17 protein-coding genes are annotated in these 17,501 nt (G+C 71.3%); 5 read left to right on the top strand and 12 right to left on the bottom strand.

Translation table 11 applies throughout. From position 1 onward, the window contains the following. The first annotated feature begins 95 nt into the window (after nt 1–95). Nucleotides 96–1,439, top strand: a complete 1,344-nt coding sequence (locus tag ACIP5W_RS06760) for a polysaccharide lyase family 1 protein (RefSeq protein WP_401467695.1) — start codon at nt 96–98, stop codon at nt 1,437–1,439. A 159-nt stretch (nt 1,440–1,598) separates the two neighbouring features. On the opposite strand, the gene ACIP5W_RS06765 is transcribed toward ACIP5W_RS06760, so the two are convergent. From ACIP5W_RS06765 to ACIP5W_RS06775, 3 genes are all read right to left on the bottom strand, one after another. Continuing rightward, nucleotides 1,599–2,495: a hypothetical protein gene (locus ACIP5W_RS06765; protein WP_401467698.1), complete on the bottom strand. Its 897-nt coding sequence runs from the start codon at nt 2,493–2,495 to the stop codon at nt 1,599–1,601. A gap of 194 nt (nt 2,496–2,689) precedes the next feature. Beyond that, nucleotides 2,690–3,595, bottom strand: a complete 906-nt coding sequence (locus ACIP5W_RS06770) for a helix-turn-helix domain-containing protein (RefSeq protein ID WP_401467701.1) — start codon at nt 3,593–3,595, stop codon at nt 2,690–2,692. A gap of 297 nt (nt 3,596–3,892) precedes the next feature. Next, complete coding sequence (locus ACIP5W_RS06775) at nt 3,893–4,324, bottom strand: ATP-binding protein (RefSeq protein WP_401467703.1); 432 nt, start codon at nt 4,322–4,324, stop codon at nt 3,893–3,895. Between the two features lie 154 nt (nt 4,325–4,478). On the opposite strand from ACIP5W_RS06775, the gene ACIP5W_RS06780 reads away from it, so the two are divergent. Beyond that, nucleotides 4,479–5,354 (top strand): helix-turn-helix domain-containing protein, encoded by an 876-nt coding sequence (locus tag ACIP5W_RS06780; protein WP_401467706.1) that lies wholly within the window; start codon nt 4,479–4,481, stop codon nt 5,352–5,354. Then, complete coding sequence (locus tag ACIP5W_RS06785) at nt 5,351–5,560, top strand: DUF397 domain-containing protein (protein ID WP_401467709.1); 210 nt, start codon at nt 5,351–5,353, stop codon at nt 5,558–5,560. The genes ACIP5W_RS06780 and ACIP5W_RS06785 overlap by 4 nt, the downstream gene beginning before the upstream one ends. 13 nt (nt 5,561–5,573) lie before the next feature. Here the strand turns inward: ACIP5W_RS06785 and ACIP5W_RS06790 are convergent, their stop codons facing one another. From ACIP5W_RS06790 to ACIP5W_RS06810, 5 genes are all read right to left on the bottom strand, one after another. Next, a complete protein-coding gene (locus tag ACIP5W_RS06790) occupies nt 5,574–5,939 on the bottom strand; it encodes a PH domain-containing protein (protein WP_363087626.1) in 366 nt (121 codons plus the stop codon). 89 nt (nt 5,940–6,028) lie between these two features. Beyond that, complete coding sequence (locus ACIP5W_RS06795) at nt 6,029–6,517, bottom strand: hypothetical protein (protein ID WP_401467712.1); 489 nt, start codon at nt 6,515–6,517, stop codon at nt 6,029–6,031. 149 nt (nt 6,518–6,666) lie between these two features. Further along, a complete protein-coding gene (locus ACIP5W_RS06800) occupies nt 6,667–6,933 on the bottom strand; it encodes a hypothetical protein (RefSeq protein ID WP_401467715.1) in 267 nt (88 codons plus the stop codon). A 138-nt stretch (nt 6,934–7,071) separates the two neighbouring features. Then, complete coding sequence (gene metG, locus ACIP5W_RS06805; protein WP_401467718.1) at nt 7,072–8,802, bottom strand: methionine--tRNA ligase; 1,731 nt, start codon at nt 8,800–8,802, stop codon at nt 7,072–7,074. A 121-nt stretch (nt 8,803–8,923) separates the two neighbouring features. Beyond that, nucleotides 8,924–10,771, bottom strand: coding sequence for a VWA domain-containing protein (locus tag ACIP5W_RS06810; protein WP_401467721.1), 1,848 nt, complete (start codon nt 10,769–10,771; stop codon nt 8,924–8,926). Nucleotides 10,772–11,024: 253 nt separating this feature from the next. On the opposite strand from ACIP5W_RS06810, the gene ACIP5W_RS06815 reads away from it, so the two are divergent. After that, on the top strand, nt 11,025–13,100 hold the full coding sequence (locus tag ACIP5W_RS06815) for a PhoX family protein (protein ID WP_401467724.1): 2,076 nt from the start codon (nt 11,025–11,027) through the stop codon (nt 13,098–13,100). A 215-nt stretch (nt 13,101–13,315) separates the two neighbouring features. Here the strand turns inward: ACIP5W_RS06815 and ACIP5W_RS06820 are convergent, their stop codons facing one another. The 3 genes from ACIP5W_RS06820 to ACIP5W_RS06830 all read right to left on the bottom strand — a co-directional run bounded on the left by ACIP5W_RS06820 (nt 13,316) and on the right by ACIP5W_RS06830 (nt 16,018). Then, a complete protein-coding gene (locus tag ACIP5W_RS06820; RefSeq protein ID WP_401467727.1) occupies nt 13,316–14,275 on the bottom strand; it encodes an endonuclease/exonuclease/phosphatase family protein in 960 nt (319 codons plus the stop codon). A 1-nt stretch (nt 14,276) separates the two neighbouring features. Then, a complete protein-coding gene (locus ACIP5W_RS06825) occupies nt 14,277–14,627 on the bottom strand; it encodes a hypothetical protein (protein ID WP_363087619.1) in 351 nt (116 codons plus the stop codon). 449 nt (nt 14,628–15,076) lie between these two features. Beyond that, the gene (locus tag ACIP5W_RS06830) at nt 15,077–16,018 is read right to left on the bottom strand and encodes a hypothetical protein (protein ID WP_401467730.1); all 942 of its coding nucleotides are present in this window, start codon (nt 16,016–16,018) and stop codon (nt 15,077–15,079) included. Between the two features lie 175 nt (nt 16,019–16,193). Between ACIP5W_RS06830 and ACIP5W_RS06835 the strand changes: the two genes are divergently transcribed. Beyond that, nucleotides 16,194–16,853: an SH3 domain-containing protein gene (locus ACIP5W_RS06835; protein WP_401467733.1), complete on the top strand. Its 660-nt coding sequence runs from the start codon at nt 16,194–16,196 to the stop codon at nt 16,851–16,853. 162 nt (nt 16,854–17,015) lie between these two features. On the opposite strand, the gene ACIP5W_RS06840 is transcribed toward ACIP5W_RS06835, so the two are convergent. After that, entirely contained in the window at nt 17,016–17,474 is a 459-nt protein-coding gene (locus ACIP5W_RS06840; protein ID WP_401467736.1) for a hypothetical protein, read from the bottom strand. Nucleotides 17,475–17,501 lie beyond the last annotated feature (27 nt).

Below are 17,501 nucleotides of genomic sequence, written 5' to 3' on the forward strand. Positions count from 1 at the left end.
GGGCAGAGAAAAAACTTTCCGGCACACGGCAACTCTTCACCGGGCGGCGACCACTGACAGGGCGTAACCCCGCTCCTCCCCCGTAAGGATCCACCGTGGCAGCTCCCTCGCACCGCCGGTCCCTCCGCTCGCGCCGTGTTCTCGTCGTCTCCGCCGCCTTCGTGGCCGCGGGCGTCGGCGCCGGTGCCCTCGTGATGAACGCCAACGCCGGGACCGTCGACCTGTACCACCAGACGCTCGCCGCCAAGGACGGCTGGGCGTCCTCCGGTACGGGCACCACCGGTGGTGCGAAGGCCGACGCCGCTCACACCTTCACCGTCTCCACCCGCGCCCAGCTCGTGAAGGCGCTCGGTTCCGCGACCGACACCACGCCCCGGATCATCAAGGTCAGCGGCACCATCGACGCCAACACCGACGACTCCGGCAAGAAGCTGACCTGCGCCGACTACGCAGCCGGCACCGGCTACTCGCTGTCGGCCTACCTCAAGGCCTACGACCCGGCCACCTACGGCCGCTCCAAGCTGCCCTCCGGCACCCAGGAGAGCGCCCGTGCCGCGGCCCAGAAGAAGCAGGCCCTCAACGTCACGTTCAAGGTGCCGGCCAACACCACCATCGTCGGGGTGCCGGGCACCGCGGCCGGTATCACGGGCGGCATGCTCCAGGTGCAGAACGTGGACAACGTCATCGTCCGCAACCTGACCTTCGCCGCCACCGAGGACTGCTTCCCGCAGTGGGACCCGACCGACGGTGACGACGGCAACTGGAACTCCAACTACGACTCGGTGACCCTGCGCGGCGCGACCCACGTGTGGGCGGACCACAACACGTTCACCGACGCGCCCCACTTCGACAGCGCCAACCCGAAGTACTACGGCCGCGAGTACCAGATCCACGACGGCTCCCTCGACATCACCAAGGGCTCCGACCTGGTGACCGTCTCGCGCAACCAGTTCACCAACCACGACAAGACGATGCTGATCGGCAGCAGCGACACCGACAGCGTGGGCAAGCTGCGCGTCTCCATCCACCACAACGTGTGGAAGGGCATCATGCAGCGCGCCCCGCTGGCCCGCATCGGCCAGATCCACATCTACAACAACCACTACGACGTCACGACCCTCAACGGCTACGCGACGCAGTACAGCATCAACTCGCGTGCCAAGGCCCAGGTCGTCGCCGAGAACAACTACTGGACGCTCCCGTCCGGCGCGAAGGCCGCCAAGCTCCTCAGCGGTGACGGCACCGGCTCGGTCAAGGGCTCCGGCAACCTGGTCAACGGCACGGTGACCGACCTCGTCGCCGCCTACAACGCCGCGTCCTCCAAGGACCTGAAGACCACGGTCAACTGGACCCCGACCCTCACGACGGGCCTGGAGACCTCGGCGGCCGGCCTGCCGACGTCGCTGGCCACGACGACGGGGGCGGGCGTGCTCAAGTAGGGCACCCGAGACACGCGAGGGCCGGGAGACCACGAGCCCCCGGCCCTCGCGTACCCGATGCGGCCCGGTCTCCGTGCCATCACCCGGTGGGTGACACGGAGACCGGGCCGCATGGCGTTTGTGTGGCGGACGGCGGTTCACGCAGGTCGCGTGCCCGCGCTACTCGTCCGTGAAGATGTCCTCGGCCGTCGGGGCCGTGACGGCACGCCGGTGCCAGTGGCGCAGGATCTCGGGGTCGCCACAGCCGGTGACGCGTTCCCGGACCGCTTCGGGGACGTCGATGCCGCGCACTTCCAGGATGTCCAGGACGTCCTCGGCGGCGCGTCGTGCCGCGCCCTCGGCCCGGCCCTCGGCCCGGCCCTCGTCGCGGATTTCCTCGGAGATGGGTGACTTGTAAAAGGAGAGGTCCACGGCCACCAGTTTCCTCCACTGTTGCGCGGCCGGGTGCTTGCCCAGCCCTTGTGCGATGAGTTCGATGATCGGGTCGGCGATGCTCTGCGGTGTGTCCCGCAGAACGGTCGTCATGGATTTGAGTATGGCCCCGGCGTCCGGATGCGTGGCGTGGGTGATCGCGGACAGCGTGGCGAGGGCGAGGTCCTTGCGGACTTCGGCCGGATCGGTGATCACGGGCATGTTGTGCGGTCCTGCGACCAGCGGCCGCAGGGTCAGTAGGGGCCACTGACGGGGACCGAAGCTGACCTCACGAGCGGCCCATTCCGCGGTGGCGCGGTCCTGGCAGACGACCAGCAGCATCGGCTGCAGCCGGTATTTCGTGAGCAGGTACGAGGCGTAGTACGCCCAGCTGGCCGGCTTGTCCGGATCCTTCCTGCCCTGGGCCTCGACCGCGAGGAGCAGCGGCTCGCCGTCCTGCGGGTCCAGCCGCAGGAGGGTGTCCACGCGGCGTTCGACGGGGCTGGTCTCGGTGAGGTCGTTGGGCAGGACGGTGACGGAGACGGGCGGAGGGAAGTCGATGCCGAGTGCCTCGGAGACTCCGGAGAAGAGGCCCGGGTACTCCTGGAAGATGCGGTGCATCGCCTCGTGGGGCGAGCTGACCATACGGATTCCTGTGAGGTGAGGTGAGGTGACGAAGGACGGAAACGGGTTTGCCGCTGGCACATGCCAACCCGTTTTCCGCAGGGAGCGTATGAGCGTGACTCCGCCTGGCAGGGGCGCAGTTGGTGATGTTCACCCGGAGGGGTGAAGGTGGCTGCGAGTTGGTCTCCGGCGGGTGCCGGGGTCCGGCCGACTCGTCAGGTTGTCGTGGGCGGTGGTTGCCGGAGTGCGAGGCAGCCCCGGCAGTGGTGTGGGTCGGGGCCGCGGTAGCCGAGGTCGCAGGTGTCGCAGAAGCGCAGGGGGTGCCGGACGGGTGGTGGCGGCTCGGGCGCTCGGTAGGGCGGGAGGGGTGGCAGTTTGTCCGTCAGGCGGTGGGCCAGGAAGGCGGCGGGCCGGACCAGGGGTTCCAGGGGCAGGTCGCGGGCCAGGGCCTTGCGTACGGCGGTGGGGGTGAGGTCGCGCTCCAGCCAGGCGACGACGCCGGGGGCGAGGTGCTCGGCGTCGGCGGCGGAGAGCAGCAGGCGGGGATCCTCGCGGCGGAGGCCGGCGAGGACGTCGGTGGCCGTTTGGAGGAGGGCGGGGGAGCTGTACGAGGGTTTCGGTACGGCGGGGAGGGCCTTGCGGCGCGGGGGTTTCTGCTGCGGTGCGTCGGCCGCGCGGCGGGCCGGGGGCTTGGGCGTCTCGCCCGTTCCGGAGGTGTCGTCGCGTCGGCCCGGCTGGTTGCAGGAGACGGTGCGGGTGACGATGCGGCCGGCCGGGGTGCGCTCGCGGGTACGGCGCAGGTAGCCGTGGGTCTCCAGTTCGCGCAGGGCGGCGGCGATCCGGGTCGGGCCCTCCGGGAAGCGGGCGGCCAGGGTCTTGATGCCGATGGGGGCGCCGGTGGGCAGGGACTGGATGTGGCAGGCCAGTCCGATCGCCAGCAGCGACAGGTCCGGGTGCTGGGCGAGGTGGTTGCCGATCACCGTGAAGCGGGTGGTGTGGCGGCTGTTGTCGTGGGTGACACCGCCGGGGTGCCCCTTGGCGTGAGCGCGCCGGTAGGGGTGGTTTTTCCCGCTGTTACGGGACTGGGCGTGCGGGGGCACGCTAGGGTTTTGGGTGTCCATCGGGAAGGTGCTTCTTCCTTGGTGGTCAGGCCCTCGCAGTGGGATGCCAGTCCCGGCGGGGGCCGTTTGCGTGTCTGGGGTTGTTGCGCCGTGTCGTGCTGCGCTGAGCGTAGGGCAGGCAACCCGTCATAAATCCACTTCAGTTGGTGATGTTCACTCGCGAGAGTGAGCCTGCGCCGTGGGCGGGAGGGGTGGGGCTTGGTGGGGTTTCTTTCCCTCTCGTGGTCCTTGGAAAAGACGGCCGACGGCACCGGAACCCACGCGATCGGGTTCCGGTGCCGGTGACGTTTCCGCTGGTCAGAGTGGCGGTAGATCGAGTTCTGCCCATACGGTCTTGCGGGGGACCGGTCCGAGCTTCACGCCCCAGCGGTCGGCGAGGGCCTCGACGAGAAGCAGTCCGCGTCCGGACTCGGCGTCGGGGGCGGGCCGTCGGCGGTGCGGGAGATCGTCGCCGCGGGTGTCCGTGACCTCGATGCGGAGGACCGCGCCGCGGGCCAGGAGGACGAGGCGGAAGTCGCGTCCGGGGAGCCGGGCGTGGACGGCCGCGTTCGTGGCGAGTTCGGCGACGAGGTGTTCGGCGGCCTCGGTGACGCGGTGGGGCAGCTCCCGGTCGCGCATCCAGTCCACGGCGAGCAGCCGGGCGAGGCGGGCGCCGCGGGGCGTGGGTGACAGGAGCACGCTGAAGTGGTCCGCGGGCGGGAGGAGTTGGGTGGACTTTTCGCTGTTCACGTGACCGAGGGTGGCCGCGCGTGCTTACCGTGAACAGTGACAGCATCGATACGTAGGGTGACTGTCCGGAGCTTGTCGGCCGTTGTCCGGACCGTCGGAAACGGGCCTACGGGTAAGGGCATTACGGCACGGCGGTACGACAGAGGGGTGCGGTATGTCGGTGGACGGCGAGGCGGTACGGCTCCGGACCGAGGCGGACGAGCCGGGGTGGGAGGTGGACCCGGACGACGAGTGGGGCGTGGCCGTACTCGCCACGGTGGGAAGGCAGTTGAGGCTGCGGCGGGAGTCGGTGGGAATGCGGGCCGCCGACTTCGCGGTCGCGGTCGGGTACGGGGAGGACCTCGTCTACAAGGTCGAGGGCGGGAAACGGATTCCCCGCCAGGAGTACCTGGACAAGGCCGACGAGGTGCTGCGCGCGGGCGGACTCGTCGCGGCGGCCTGGGAGGACGTGAAGAAGGTCCGGTATCCGAAGAAGGTTCGGGAGCTGGGGAAGCTGGAGGCCAAGGCGGTCGAGATCGCGTTGTACGAGTGCCACATCGTCCCTGGGCTGTTGCAGACACCGGAGCACGCACGATCGGTGATCGGGGCGGCACAGCCACCGTACTCGCCGGACGATGTGGAACGTATGGTGGCCGCTCGTTTGGCCCGGCAGTCGGTCTTCGAGCGCTCGCCCGCGCCGGCGCTCAGCTTCGTCCTGGAAGAGGGGGTCTTGCGGCGCCCTATCGGGGGCAGAATGGTGTGGCGTCAGCAGCTTGAACGTCTGCTGGAGGTGGGCCGGTTGCACAATGTCGTGCTTCAGGTGATGCCGCTTGACTGTGACACCCACTCCGGCCTGGATGGTCGGATCGAGCTGCTGAAGTTTCCGGACGGTACTGCGGTGGGGCGCTCGGATGGCGCGTTCAACGGTCGGACGATCTCCGAACTCAAACACTTGCGCATCCTTGAGTTGCGGTATGGCACCATCCGGGCTCAGGCGCTCTCACCACGGGAGTCGCTGGCCTTCGTCGAGCAACTCCTGGGAGAGACATGATCCGCGAGACCACTGCCGGGGACCTTTCCGAGCTGGCGTGGTTCAAGAGCAGCTACAGCGGTGGGAACGACGGCAACTCCTGCGTCGAGCTTGCCGCCACCCCTGGCACCGTGCACGTTCGCGACTCCAAGCACGTCGAAGGCCCCCGCCTGGCGCTCTCACCCGGCGCCTGGGCGGACTTCGTGGCGTACGCCTCGGAACGCTGACGGGCGGGACCTGCTACCGCGTCACGAACTGCGTCAGGATCGCCTGGACCTCGTAGATGTCCACGCCCTTGGTGAACGTCTTCTGGATCGGCGTCGCCGTGCCCGACACCCAGATCTTCAGCTCGGCGTCGAGGTCGAAGGTGCCGGCGGTCTCCACCGCGAAGTGCGTGATGCTGCGGTACGGGACGGAGTGGTACTCCACCTTCTTCCCGGTGATGCCCTGCTTGTCGACCAGCAGCAGCCGCCGGTCGGTGAACAGGATCGTGTCCCGGATCAGCAGGTACGCGGCGTGCACCTGCTCACCCTGCCCGAGCAGCCGCGCGTAGTCCTGCTGGGCCGTGCCGGAGTCGATGGTGTGCGCGTTGCCGAACAGAGCCATGAAGGTCCCCCACTGTGTCGTCGGTGTCGTAGTGGGGGACGCCGCCGGGATGCCGGACAGTTGCGCGGACGCGTCGGGCGGGGTGCCCGTCAGGTGTCGTACGTGCCGTCCCACGGTGCGCCGAAGCCGAGCCGGTCCGGGTACAGCTCCGCCCAGTCCTCGTCCTCGTCGCCGTCCTCGTCCTTGCGGATCACCAGGCCGAACAGGACGTCCTCGTGGGTGACCTGGAAGGGGCGGACGGCGATGTCCGTGTAGGAGCGGCGGGGAAGGCTGCGCAGGAGGCCGGCCAGGCGGACGCGGGCGCGGGTGAGGGGCGAGTCGTCGCCGTGGGGGTCGCGCTGCTGCTGCGCCCAGGTGCCTGCGCACCAGATGTCGGAGTCCCGGTAGCGGCCCTCGGCGTCGAAGGTGTGCAGCACGGTGTAGAGGCGCTTGTGCTCCTCCCAGCCGTCGTCGGGACGGAAACCCTGCGGGAAGGCGTACGTGACCGATGCGAGGAACTGACCGTCCGCGTACCGCCCGATGGACTCGGTGCGGTGCTTCGGTTCGTAGGCGATCGGTATGAGCGCGGGAACTGCCATGGCGGAAACCATACGGCGCGGCGGGAACACGGCGAAGCGGGGGGACCGCGCCTGCGCCCGCCCCGTCACACCCCGTCCTGCCCGGCTTCCGGCCCGGGCACGGGAAGAGGGACGCGGCCGGTCCCCCGCCCCGTGCCACGGCCTTGCGGTCAGGAGGCCCGGGGCGAGTCGTCCGCGGGGGCGTCGACGAACAGGTCCTCGGCCGTGGTCGCGGTCAGAGACCGGTCGAACCAGAGGGTGAGGGTGTCGAGGTCGGTGCAGGAGGTGATGCGCTCGCGCGTGCCTTCCGGAACGTCGACGCCCCGCTTGTCGAGCACGCGCAGGACGAGCGAGGCGCGGTCCTCGGCCTTGCCTTCCAGATACGTCTCCTCGAACAGCGTCCCGTGCCCCGGGAAGTAGGTGATGACCTTCGACATCAACTCTCTCCATTTCACTTCGACCGGAGTGTTCTCCAGAAGAACCGGACCCGCTCACCCGTCGGCGGTGCCAGTGGGTGAGCGGGTCCGGTGACGGTTCTGGAAGGGGCGGCGTGACGGACTGCGCCGTCGGCGGGGTCAGCCCTCCTGGCCGCCGAAGCGCTCCTTGTACGTCTCCAGGTCCTCGTCCGTGAGCTTCGCGAAGAGGACCGGCGGGACCGTGAAGGGGGTGCCGGCCGAGACCGCGGTCAGGGCCTTCGCCTCCGCCTCGGTGACCCACGTCGCCGTGTCGGAGGGGAGGGAGAACGCCTCGCGCATGACCTTCGCCGTCGCCGGGATGAACGGCTCCGAGACCACCGCGTACAGGTGGATCAGGTTCATCGCCGTGCGCAGCGTCAGGGCCGCGGCGTCCTTGTCGGTCTTGATCTCCAGCCAGGGGGCCTTCTCCTCCAGGTAGGAGTTGCCCGCCGACCACAGCGCGCGCAGCGCGGCGGCCGCCTTGCGGAACTGGAGCGCCTCCATCTGCTCCTCGTACTCGGCGAGGAGACGCGCGATCTCCGTGCCGAGCTTCGCCTCGGCCTCGCCGGGCGCACTGCCCGCCGGGACCTCCTCGCCGAAACGCTTCCTGGAGAACGACAGCACGCGGTTGACGAAGTTGCCGAGGGTGTCGGCGAGGTCCTTGTTGACCGTGGCCGTGAAGTGCTCCCACGTGAAGGACGAGTCGTCCGACTCGGGGGCGTTGGCGATGAGGAAGTAGCGCCAGTAGTCGGCGGGCAGGACGTCCAGCGCCTGGTCGGTGAAGACACCGCGCTTCTGGGACGTGGAGAACTTACCGCCGTAGTACGTCAGCCAGTTGAAGGCCTTGACGTAGTCGACCATCTTCCACGGCTCGCGCACACCCAGCTCGGTGGCGGGGAACATCACCGTGTGGAACGGGACGTTGTCCTTCGCCATGAACTCCGTGTAGCGGACGGGGTTCTCGCCCGTGTCGGCCTCGTACCACCACGACTTCCAGTCGCGGACCTCTCCGTCGGGCGCCGCGTCCGCCCACTCCTTCGTCGCCGCGATGTACTCGATCGGGGCGTCGAACCAGACGTAGAAGACCTTGCCCTCGGCGGCCAGGTCCGGCCAGGTGTCGGCCGGGACCGGGACGCCCCAGTCCAGGTCGCGGGTGATCGCTCGGTCGTGCAGGCCCTCCGTCAGCCACTTGCGGGCGATGGAGGAGGCCAGCTGGGGCCAGTGGGCCTCGTGCCGCGACACCCACTCCTCGACCTCCTGCTGGAGCTTCGACTGGAGGAGGAAGAGATGCTTGGTCTCGCGGACCTCCAGGTCCGTGGAGCCGGAGATCGCCGAGCGGGGGTCGATCAGGTCGGTGGGGTCCAGGACGCGCGTGCAGTTCTCGCACTGGTCGCCGCGGGCCTTGTCGTAGCCGCAGTGGGGGCAGGTGCCCTCCACGTAGCGGTCCGGGAGGAAACGGCCGTCGGCGGGCGAGTACACCTGCCGGATCGCCCGCTCCTCGATGAAACCGTTCTCGTTCAGGCGGCGGGCGAAGTGCTGGGTGATCTCGACGTTCTGCTGCGAGGAGCTGCGGCCGAAGTGGTCGAAGGCCAGCGCGAAGCCGTCGTAGACCGCCTTCTGGGCGTCGTGCGCCTGCGCGCAGAACTCCGCCACCGGCAGGCCCTGCTCCTTCGCCGCCAGCTCGGCCGGCGTGCCGTGCTCGTCCGTCGCGCAGATGTACAGGACGTCGTGGCCGCGCTGGCGGAGGTACCGGGAGTACACGTCCGCCGGGAGCATGGACCCCACCATGTTGCCCAGGTGCTTGATTCCGTTGATGTACGGAAGGGCGCTGGTGATGAGGTGTCGAGCCATCGGGGGCTGCTCCCAGGTTGCTATGTACGGAACCTTCAAATCGTAGCCGACACGGGTACGCCGCCCGCCTCCCGTTTTACGGGGTGAGAAGCGGGCGGCGTACGGAAGGTGTTCGCCGGGCCTACGGGCGCCAGGTCGCCAGTACGCCCTCGTACAGCTCCTGGTCCGTGAGCTCCAGCGGAGTCGGGCCCGCGTGGAAGAACGCCGTGTTGCCGGTCTTCAGCTTGCGGAGGTAGTCGAACGCCTTGTTGTCGTGCTCACCGAAGGCGACGAAGGAGAAGAAGAGGGTGGGGTGGCTCTCCGCCGCGTCCGCGAGGGACTGGGTGGCGGGAGTCTTGGCGTCCGGGGCGCCGTCCGTCTGGAAGACCACCAGAGCGGGGCGGCGGGTGGCTGCCGCCTGCTTCTCGTGGTGCGCCACCACGGCCTCCACGGCGACGTGGTAGCTGGTACGGCCCATGCGGCCCAGCCCCGCGTGCAGGTCGTCGATCCTGCTCTCGGGGTCGGTGAGGGTGAGGTCGGCGGTGCCGTCCAGCTCCGTCGAGAAGAAGACGACGTGGACGGTGGGGGCCTGGTCCGGGGCCCCGGTGAGGTGGGCGGCGAGGGCCAGGGTCTGGTCTGCCAGCGCCTGGACGGAGCCGTCCTTGTAGTAGGGGCGCATGGACGCGGAGCGGTCCAGGACGAGGTAGACGTCCGCCTCGGCGGCGGTGAGATCCAGCTTGGTGAGGGTGGCCCCGGCTGCGCGGTGGGCGGTGGTGAGGTGCGGCGGGACGGGGGCGGCGGTCGGCTCCGCCGGTTCGGTGACTTCCGCCTCTACGGTGGCTTCCGCCTCGGCTTCGCCTTCGGCGGAGTCGTTCCCACCCGCACCACCCGTGCGGGTCTCGATGTCGTCTGCGGGTGGCCCCTGCGGGGCGTCCTCGCCGTCGGCGGCCGCGGGCTCGGCCTCAGCCGTGCCGCTCTCGGCCTCCGGCTCCGCCTCGGGCTCCGGCTCCGCCTCGGGCTCTGCCTCGGCTTCGGGCTTCGTCTCGGCCTCGGGCTGCGCCTCAGCTTCGGGCTCCGCCTCAGCTTCGGGCTGTGCCTCAGCCTCAGCCTCAGCCTCGGGCTTCGTCTCGGCCTCGGGCTCCGCCTCCGGTGCGACCTCTGCCTTCGTCTCGGACACTGCCTCGGGCTCGGCCTCGGGCGTGACCTCTGCCTTCGCCTCGGGGGCGGTCTCCGTCCCGGCCTTGGCCTCGGGCTCCGCCTCGGGGGTGCCCTCCGCCCCCGCCTTGGCCTCGGGCTCCTGAGCCGCCTCCGCGACCTCCGCAGGCTCCGTCGTCTCCGGAGCCCGGTCCTCGGTGGCCGGCTCGGACACGTCCTCGGCCGGTTCCTCGGTGGCGGGCTCCTCGGCCGCAGGTGCAGTCGTTTCCGCGACAGCCGGCTCGTCCTTCCCGGTGGCCTGCTCGGTGGCCGTCCCGGTGACCGGTTCGGCCGTCGGCACCTCCGGCTCCGCGACCGGCTCGGTGACCGTCTCCGCCACCGGTTCGACGACCGGCTCGGTCACCGTCTCCGGCTCCCGCTCCTTCGTGGCCGAGTGCTCTTCCGTGGCCGAGGGCTCCTCCGGGGCGGGCTGCTCCTCCGGGGTTTCGGTCTTTGCGGCCGGCTCCTCCGGGGGCTCGGGGTTTTCCGAGGTCAGGGAGGGTTCGGTGGTCGTCTTCGGGGGGGTTGCCAGGTCCGGGACCGTGACGTTGTCGAAGGCCGCCGCGACCAGTTCGTGTTCTTCCGCCGCCGTGCGGGGCTCGGGGACCTGGGGCGCCGGTTCGGGCGCGGGGGCGGGGGCCGCCGGTTCGGTCGTGGTGGTCGCTTCGGCCGGCTGCGGCTCGGCGTGGTTCGTGGGTTCCGGCTGCGAAGGAATCCGTGCCGCACCCTCCGCCTCGGCGGTGCGCTCCTTGCGTGAACGGCCGAATGCGTTCCGCAGGAGAGTGAGAATGCCCATGTGCGCAACCCTTCGCGTGAGTTGTTCCCGTCAATCCCTGGCCAGGACGGACACGTAAGGTTAGCGGCCTTTGGGGGTGATCTTCGGCAGGGGTGAGTGGGCGTCCGGCGGGTGTGTCAACACCGCCTCCCGGCTCCGTGAACACCCCGGTGGAAGCCGGGGATTCACCCACCGTTCACTCAGCGTCAGCACCTGCGCACATACGTGCCCCTACCGTCACGGCCATACCAAGGGCACGCAAGGGAGATCAAAGGTGCGCAAGCTGCTGCCGCTCATCGGAACGCCGTCCTCGTCGCATCCGGGCGGACGGTCCGCCATGACCTGTCGTTTCCGGTGTGGTGACGCCTGCTTCCACGAGGTGCCCAACACCAGCGACAACGAGTACGTCGGTGACGTCATCGCCGGGGCCCTCAGCCGCCGCTCGATGATGCGCGCCGCCGCCGTCGTCACGGTGGCGGGTGCCGCCGGGGCGGCCGGTGTCGCCGGGGCGCGTCCGGCCACCGCGGCCACGCCCGGCCAGGGGAAGCCCTCGAAACCGTCGAAGCCGTCCGGCGCGCGCGGGCTGCGCTACGGCAGCGTCGCGCCGAACACCGTCGACGCCGTCGTCGTACCGGACGGATACACCCAGAACGTCGTCATCCGCTGGGGTGACCCCATCCTGCGCGGGGCGCCGGCCTTCGACCCGGAGAACCAGACGGCGGCCGCCCAGGCGGGTCAGTTCGGCTACAACAACGACTTCCTGGCGCTGCTGCCGCTGCCGGGCGAGCGGAACCGGCAGCTGCTGGTCGCGAACCACGAGTACACCGACGAGGTGCTCATGTTCCGCGGCTACGACGCCGCCAACCCCACCCGGCAGCAGGTCGAGGTCGCCTGGGCCGCGCACGGCCTGTCCGCCGTCGTGGTCGAGGGGGACCGGAAGACCGGCAGGCTCGTCGCCGTTCCCCGTCACCACCTGAACCGGCGGGTCACCGCCACCACCGAGTTCCGGCTGACCGGGCCCGCAGCCGGGTCCGACCTGCTGAAGACCTCCGCCGACCCGACCGGCACCAAGGTGTACGGCACGCTCAACAACTGCTCCGGCGGCACCACCCCGTGGGGCACGACGCTGCACGGCGAGGAGAACTTCAACCAGTACTTCGCCAACAGCGGCCGGGCGACGGACAAGCGCTACGGGATCGGGACCGGGGCCACCGAGCGCAAGTGGGAGCGGTTCGACAAGCGTTTCGACGTCGCCCAGGAGCCGAACGAGGTGCACCGGTTCGGCTACGTCGTCGAGTTCGACCCGTACGACCCGTCGTCCACGCCGCGCAAGCACACCGCGCTGGGACGGTTCAAGCACGAGGCCGCGACCGTCCGGCTCACGCACGACGGCCGTCCGGTCGTCTACTCCGGTGACGACGAGCGCTTCGACTACTTCTACAAGTTCGTCGGCAGCAAGCGGATGCGGCACGGCAGCGGCCGGTCCGTGCGCGAGCACAACCTCTCCCTGCTGGACGAGGGCACGCTGTACGTCGCCAAGCTCACCGGCGACTCCCCCGCGATCGAGATCGACGGCACGGGCAAGCTCCCCGCCGACGGCGAGTTCGACGGCGCCGGCGAGTGGATCCCGCTGGCGACCGCCACCGCGAAGGGCGCCGTCTCGCACGTCGAGGGCATGACCGCCGAGGAGGTGTTCGTCTTCACCCGCCTCGCCGGTGACAAGGTCGGCGCGACGAAGATGGACCGCCCCGAGGACATCGAGCCGAACCCGGTCACCGGCAAGGTGTACGTGGCCCTGACCAACAACAGCAACCGCGGGGTCGGTTCCAACGCCAAGGCGGACGAGGCCAACCCGCGCAACGCCAACAAGCACGGGCACGTCCTGGAGCTGACCGAGCGCTGGAACCGTCCGGAGTCGACGCGGTTCGCCTGGTCGCTGTTCCTGGTGGCCGGTGACCCGGCGGACCCGGCGACGTACTTCGCGGGCTTCCCGAAGGACGCCGTCAGCCCGATCTCCTGCCCGGACAACGTGGCCTTCGACCCCTACGGCAACCTGTGGATCTCCACGGACGGCTCGCAGCTCGGCTCGCACGACGGGCTGTTCGGGGTCGCCACCCGCGGCTCGCGGCGCGGTGAGCTGAAGCAGTTCCTGACGGTGCCGTCGGGTGCCGAGACCTGCGGCCCGCTCATCCAGGAGCGGCGTGTGCTGGTCGCCGTGCAGCACCCGGGCGAGCTGGACGGCGCCTCCGTGGAGAACCCGAAGAGCACCTGGCCCGACGGGCCCGGCAGGATCGTCCGCCCGGCGGTCGTGTCGGTGTGGCGCGAGGACGGCGAGGACATCGGCGTCTGAGACGCCCGCGGAGAAGGACTACGGAGAAGGACCACGGCGGAGGGCCACGGCGGAGGGCCACGGCTGGTGCGGTGAGGCGATCGTCCTCGCCGCCACCTCCCCACCTCCGCCACCTCCCCACCCCCGGGGCGGATCTCCGCCCCGGACGGCGGCCCGGTTCCGTGCTCGGCGCGGACCCGGGCCGCCGTCGTCGCGTTCACGGTCCCCGCCCCGGCTCATCCCGGCCGGTGGAGGGTGACGTCGACGAGCAGGGAGCGGTGGTCGGTGTCGGGGAGGTCCAGGAAGCGGGCGCGGGTCGCGGAGAACTCCTCGGAGACGAGGACGTGGTCGATCTGGGCGCCGAGGACGGGGGTGGTGCGGCTGGGCCAGGTCGGCTCCCGGGGGCTGCCCGCGAGCCGGGCGGCGTCGCGCAGTCCGGTGTCGAGGATCCGGCGGAACGCGGCGTGGTCCTGGGTGGCGTTGAAGTCCCCGGCGAGGATCAGCGGCCCGTCGTCGCGGTGGTCGTCGGCGAAGTCCCGCAGCCGCCCCAGTTCGCGCTTCCACAGACCGACCTGCCGGGGCAGCGGCGGTTTGGGGTGCGCGAGCTGGAGCCGTACGGGCCGCCCGTCGACGTCGGCGACGGCACCGGGCATGCCCATCCGGCCGGGCACGGCGGGGGCGGGCGTCAGCGGGAACCGGCTGAGGACGACAGACCCGACGGAGGTGTCCCCCTCGACGGCCCGCCGGTAAGGGAACGCCGTCCCCAGTTCCCGGCGCACGGTGGCCTGACAGGCGTACTCGCACTCCGCGACGAACACCACGTCCGGTTCCTCCCGGCGGACGGCGGCGACGAGGGCGTCCGTCGCCCGGCCGAACTCCACGTTGGAGGCGAGCACCCGCAGCCGCGCGACCGCGGGCCCCCCGGGTTCGTCGGCGTTGCCGTACGGCTCGATGAACCAGGCGAGCAGCCCGAGCACGACGACGCCCCACACCAGCCCCGTCCACCAGCGGGCGAACAGCGACAGCAGCAGGCCGGCCCCGGTGGGGACGAGCAGCCAGGGCAGGAAGGCGAGCAGCTGGGGAACCGGCGTGCGCAGGTCGGTGTCGGCCGCCCGGCACGCGACGACGGCGCTCACCCCGGCGAACAGCAGCCCGGCGCACCACGCTCCGAAGACCCGCCCGCGCCGTGGCCGCACGTCAGCGGAACTCCCGTACGACGTCGATGGTCCCGACGATGTGTGCGTTGAAATCGTCCAGCTCCTCCGCCGGTACCCAGAGTTCCAGGATGGTCGCTCCGCCGGCCCGCCGCACCGGATACCGGGCGAGGAAGTCGCTCTCCACCTCGAACCGCGTCACGTAACCGACCCCGGAGGCGGGGACGTTCCAGTCGCGGGCGATGCGGATCGCGTAGTCCTCGTTCAGCACCGGATAGAAGATCGGCTGTTCGGGCAGGCGCGGCGGCCACCCCCGCCATCCGGAGGCCTCGACCAGGGCCAGTTCCTCCGGGCCGGTGGGCCGCCAGAGGGTCGTTGTCGTCGTGCTGCTCATGAGGCGACGGTAGAGGCGGGGACGGCCGGCGGGCCAAGGGTTTGCCGCCCCACCGGGTGTGTCACCGGGTGTGTCACCGGCCGTGCAGGGTCTCCGCGTCGCGGACGGGGACGAACTCGTCGTCCGCGCCGACGACGGGGGCGGTGGGGGCGTGGGCGGGGGTGCGGCGGAGCAGCGGGCGGTGGCCGGGGCGTTCGGCCCGGCCGCGCAGGGCCGCCGCGGCGCCCTCGGGGTGCGGATGTCATCATCCGGTGGACGTGGGCCCGAACGGCGTGCGGGGCGTGAGGGGCGTGCGGGGCGTACGGACCGGTCCGCACGTCTGTTTCGCCTGGTGGGAGCTGTCCGCGCCGTGGCGGGCGGACACCTGCACCGCCGCCGCAGCCGCGCACGGCATCGCCTTCGCCCCCGGCACCGCCTTCACCGTCGACCCGCACCACCCCCGGACGCGGTCAGACTCGGCCTGGCGTCCGCGGCGGAGGGGGAGCCGGAGCGGGCGCCGCGCCGACTGGCCCGGATCGCGGCGCCGTTGCCCGGCGTCGGCGGACCAGGCGTCCCACCCGCACGTACCGGGTGAGCCACACCCCCGCCGCCACCGTCAGACCCACGCCGAGCAGGAACCAGGACGCGGTGCGCAGGGTGGCGGTGAGGGCGTCGTAGACGGCGGCCGCGGCGGGGCGGCCGGCCCCGTCGGCCAGGCCCGTGAGGGTGAGGTGGCGGGCGACGGCGATCGCGAGGCCGAGGAACGCGCCGCCCAGCGCCGTGCCCAGCGCCGCCGCGGTGAGGGCGCGGCGGCGGCAGGCCGCGACGGCGATGCCGGTCACGGCGAGGGCGACGGCGGCGAGGGGCAGCCAGAAACCGGCGAGGTCGAGCACGCGGTAGCCCTTCCTGAGGGTGGCCAGCTCATCGGCCGGGAGCAGTGCGACGCGGGTGTGCGCGAGCGGGAGCCGGTCGGCGAACGTCACGTGGTCGGCGGCCATCCGTTCGCGGACGCGGTCGGCCACCGGGGCCAGGTCGACGGTGACGTCGCGGTCGCGGTCGTCGTGCAGGGCCGACATCACGGCACTGTGGGCGGCCTCGTTGCCCGCGTCCCACGCGGTGCGGTAGGCGCGGGTGCGGGTGAAGGAGCGCAGCGCGTCGTGCACGAAGGGGGTGATCTCGGGGCGCAGCGGGCCGCGTTCGGCGGCCGCCCTGCGCAGGATGCCGTCGCCGACCGTGTCGACCACGACGTCCCGTACGGCCGGGTCGGCGGCGAGCGGCGCCATGGCGGTGACGTACCGGCCGGTGTCCGTGAGGCCGTACGCCGCCCAGGCCGCCAGCGCGCCGAAGGGCATCAGGAGGCAGGACAGGGCGATGAGGGCGGCCGACACGGCGGTCCGCAGACGTCGGGACACGCCTCCAGGCAAGGCCGTGCGCGCCGGACGCGCGAGCGGGGGCGGCCACTCGGGTGGGCCGCGGCGGGACGGGGCGGCCGCCCGGGTGGTCCTCGGCCGGACCTGGGGATTCCGCCCTCCGGTGGAGCGATCACCCGAACGGGTGTCTCATGGGTCTGGGGAGAAGGAGGCGATCATGCGCACCACTCCGGCCTTGCGGACACCCGGCTTGCGGACGACCGCCCCGTGGGCGACCGTCCCGCGGACGACCGTCCCGCGGACGACCGCCCTGCGGACACCAGCCCCGCGGACTCTGGCCGCGGTCCTGCTCACCGGTGGCACCTTCGCCGTCGTGGCGCTCGGCACCACGGCGTCGGCGGCCCCGTCGACCTCCACCGACGCCTCGGCGACACGAGGCAGCGGTTCCGGTGCCGTCCGGGGCACCGTCACCTCCCGCACCGACCTGACCCTGCGACAGGCACCCACCACGCACGCGCCCTCCGCCGGCACGCTCGCGCCGGGCAGCCGGGACCTGGTGGGGTGCCGGGTGCTGGGGCAGAGCGTCAACGGCGACGCGCACTGGTACTGGCTGGCCGGCGCGCGGGCCTGGGCGAGCGCCGCCTTCGTGTCCACCGGCGGCGAGCGGGTGCCCGACTGCGCCGACCCCTGCCCGCGCTGGAAGGACGACGCCTGGGCCGACCGGAACGACGCCTGGGACGACGAGCCGTGGAGCGTCACCGGATCCGGCTCCGTCGGCTTCGGCTTCAGCTTCAGTTTCTCGGGCTCGTGGAGCTTCAGCGCGACTGGAGGCACCGCTGGAAGCACTGCTGGAAGCACCACCGGCAAGCACCACTGAAAGCACCACTGAAAATGCCACCGGAAGCGCCACCGGAGGCACCACCGGAACCTCGCCGGAGGAGTGGGTGTGGGTCCCGCTCGTCCGGTGAGTGGAGGGATGAGGGAAGACGTGGGCCCCGGCGAGAACCGCCGGGGCCCACGTGCGGCAGGGGACGGGTGGCTATCCGATGCGGTGCCCCTGCGCGTCCTCGTGCGTGTAGTAGCGGTAGAACATCACCGCGAAGAAGCCCGCCGCGACCGCGAGCGAGACGCCCACCGAGTACAGCGTGCTCGATCCGCTCTGGTTGACGAGGAATCCGGTCGCGCAGCCGGCGAACGCCGCCCACAGCAGGGCGTGCACCTCGCGCCGCAGCTTCGGGGCCACGGCGCGGACGGCGACGTACAGCGCGATGAACGCGAGCGCGACCACGAAGCCGAACAGGACGTTCCAGCCGGTGATCGGCCCGCCACTGCGACGGTTCGCCGCGGCCCAGTAGCCGTAGACCAGCCCGAGCGCGACGGGCACCGCCCACTTCATGACCGCGTGGGTCCGTTCGCCGAAGACGTCGGGCAGGCCGCCCGCCGGGGGTCCGGTCAGGGCCGGCGTGCCCATGCCCGGTGTGGGTGCCGCATGAGCCATGGGAGCACTCCTCTCTGCTGGTCCCCC

Source organism: Streptomyces sp. NPDC088766 (assembly GCF_044750845.1).
GTDB lineage: Bacteria > Actinomycetota > Actinomycetes > Streptomycetales > Streptomycetaceae > Streptomyces.